This window comes from Streptomyces sp. NPDC002793, assembly GCF_040295485.1.
GTDB lineage: Bacteria > Actinomycetota > Actinomycetes > Streptomycetales > Streptomycetaceae > Streptomyces.
In genome coordinates this window covers 1-2,481 of the sequence record NZ_JBEOVL010000124.1, presented here as the reverse complement: position 1 = coordinate 2,481, position 2,481 = coordinate 1, and the positions used below count along the sequence as shown (strand labels likewise).

Sequence of the window (2,481 nt, the reverse complement as noted above, 5' to 3'; positions counted from 1 at the left end):
GTGGTCGATGTGCTCCCGACCCGTGAAGCCGGGCCGCTGGCAGCTTGGCTGGACTGCCATCCCGGCGTGGAGATCATCTGCCGGGACCGGGCGGGTGCCCACACCGAGGGCGCGCGGCACGGTGCACCCGGCGCTTTGCAGGTCGGCCTCGGCCGCGCCGTGGAGACCTGCGTCGCTGCCCACCGCGACTGTCTGCGCACGCCGGCACCCAGCGGCACGCTGACGGAGGCCACCCTACCGACTTCAGGGGGTCGCAAGACGACGCTAAGCCCGTCGGCCGGCGGGCCGCTCGAAAGAAGGCCGCACACGCCCTGGTGAGGTTCCCCCGAGATGCGGAAGGTGGTGACAGAGGGGCAGATGGTTCTCATGAGAGGAACATCGACCATGGCTGCCCCCAGGAAGTACTCGCTGGAGTTGCGTGAGCGTGCGGTGCGGATGTATCGCACCTCGGATCCGAAGCCGCAGATCAAGAAGCTGGCCGTCGATCTCGGCGTCCACCCCGAGGCCCTGCGGGGCTGGATCCGACAGGCCGAGGCCGATGCCGGCGAGCGTGATGACCGGCTGACCACCGACGAACACGCCGAGCTGATGGCCCTGAGGAAGGAGAACGCCCAGCTCAAGAGGGCGAACGACGTACTGCGGACGGCCTCGGCGTTTTTCGCGGCGCAACTCGACCCGACCCGGCCCAGGTGACCGCGCTCCTCGACGAGCATCCGCACCTGGGAGTCGAGTGCGTACTTCGGGAGCTTTCCATCGCCTCCTCCACCTACTACCGCTGGCGCCGGGCCGAGAAGGAGCCCTGCGAGCGGCGGCGCCGCGACATCGAGCTCACCGGGCAGATCAAGGAGATCCACGCCGAGTCCGGTGGCGTCTACGGGTCGCCGCGCGTGCACGCCATACTGAAACGCGAGGGCGTCCACGTGGGCCGCAAGCGCGTCGAACGGTTGATGCGCGAGGCCGGTCTGGCGGGTCTCAGCCCACGCCGCAAGGGCTTCACGCGCCGCGATCCCAAGTCCACGCTCGCCCCGGACCTCGTTAACCGGGACTTCACCGCCCAGAGACCGAACCGGCTGTGGGTCACCGACCTGACGATGATCCCGACCGTCGAGGGACCACTGTGGCTGTCCGCGATCCGCGACGCGTTCTCCCGCCGGGTCGTGGCCTGGGAGACTTCCGCCCGCGCGGACGCCGACCTGGTCCTGTCCAGCCTGGAGTACGCGCTCGCCTCCCGCGAGATCGAGCCCGGCAAGCTCGTCCACCACGCCGACCACGGCTGTCAATACACGTCCATCAAGCTCACAACCCGTCTTTTGCGGGCCGGTATTGAGGCGTCGATGGGCTCGGTCGGCGACAGTTACGACAACGCCCTCGCGGAGAATCTGTGGATGCTGACGAAGACCGAGTGCGTCCGCAGCCGTGTCTTCGCCACCAGGGCCGAGGCGAACCTCGCGCTCTTCGAGTACTTCGACGGTTTCTATAACAGCCGGCGCATCCAGAGGCGGCTCGGCTACCTCAGCCCGATCGAGTTCGAGGAGAAGCACTACGCCGAGCAGGCAACGGCCGAACGAGCGAACCTGAAACCCCGCCAACCTTCTCTGACCAGCTGATCAGCACCTCCCGAGTAACGGGGGAACCTCGGGTCCACGAGATGCTCGCCCAAGGGCGCTCGCGCCGGGCGATCGCCCGGCATCTGGGCTGGGGCCTCAACACCGTCCTCCGGTACGAGAACGCCTCACGCTGGCAGGACACCATCCGCGAGAACCGGCCCCGGCCCAGCAGACTCGATCCCTACAAGCCCTACCTCGAGCGCCGATTCACCGAGGGATGCACCAGCGTCACTGAACTCCGAACTGGTCGCCGAGCAGGCTCCCGTCACCTACGGATGGTACGAGCCCACATTGCCACCTTGCGCAGGAACCCGTCCGCCGCACCGCCACGGCCAGCGACCGTACGGCAGGTGACCGGCTGGCTCACCCGCCACCCCGCCACCCTGAGTGCGGAGGACCGCATCGGCCTCAAGGACCTTTGACCCGTTGTCCGGAACTGGACACGGCTGCCGGACATGTCCGGGACTTCGGCGAGATGCTCCCCGGCCGCCTCGGCGCCATGCTCCCTGCCTGGATCGACGCAGTCGAAGCCAGCCGGCTGCCCGGGCTCACTGGCTTCGCGCTCCACCTGCGGCGAGACCTCGACACCGTGATCGCGGGCCTCACCCTGGACTGGAGCTCGAGCAGCGTCGAGGGAGCCGTGAACCGCGTCAAGAGGATCAAGAGGCAGCTCTACGGCCGAGCCGGCTTCCACCTGCTCCGGAAAATGATCCTGCTGCAGTAGCGCCTCGCAGTGGCTATTCGAGGTGCGACTCCCGATACCTGTCCTCAGGCTGTTGCCCCCAGTGAAAGCGGGCAGCCACGTCCGGCTGCGCGACTTGCAGGACAGGCAGAGGCGGCAGCGATGTCATGCTTTGGCATTGGGCATGCCGCT

General features: G+C 67.9%; 4 protein-coding genes and 1 pseudogene. All 5 read left to right on the top strand.

What is annotated here, in order from left to right; translation table 11 throughout:
* Positions 1-318: pseudogene (locus ABT001_RS35865) on the top strand (ISL3 family transposase); the annotation flags it as partial.
* A gap of 66 nt (positions 319-384) precedes the next feature.
* On the top strand, positions 385-693 hold the full coding sequence (locus ABT001_RS35860) for a transposase (protein ID WP_351285884.1): 309 nt from the start codon (positions 385-387) through the stop codon (positions 691-693).
* Positions 690-1,607, top strand: coding sequence for an IS3 family transposase (locus ABT001_RS35855; RefSeq protein WP_351285883.1), 918 nt, complete (start codon positions 690-692; stop codon positions 1,605-1,607). Before ABT001_RS35860 ends, ABT001_RS35855 begins: the two co-directional genes overlap by 4 nt.
* A 41-nt stretch (positions 1,608-1,648) precedes the next feature.
* Complete coding sequence (locus ABT001_RS35850) at positions 1,649-2,029, top strand: hypothetical protein (protein ID WP_351285881.1); 381 nt, start codon at positions 1,649-1,651, stop codon at positions 2,027-2,029.
* Complete coding sequence (locus tag ABT001_RS35845; protein WP_351285879.1) at positions 2,026-2,331, top strand: transposase; 306 nt, start codon at positions 2,026-2,028, stop codon at positions 2,329-2,331. The genes ABT001_RS35850 and ABT001_RS35845 overlap by 4 nt, the downstream gene beginning before the upstream one ends.
* Positions 2,332-2,481 lie beyond the last annotated feature (150 nt).

What these genes read in the sequence shown, in the direction of transcription:
- ABT001_RS35860 (WP_351285884.1), top strand. Translation starts at nt 385, where the DNA reads ATGGCTGCCCCCAGGAAGTACTCGCTGGAGTTGCGTGAGCGTGCGGTG.
- ABT001_RS35850 (WP_351285881.1), top strand. Translation starts at nt 1,649, where the DNA reads ATGCTCGCCCAAGGGCGCTCGCGCCGGGCGATCGCCCGGCATCTGGGC.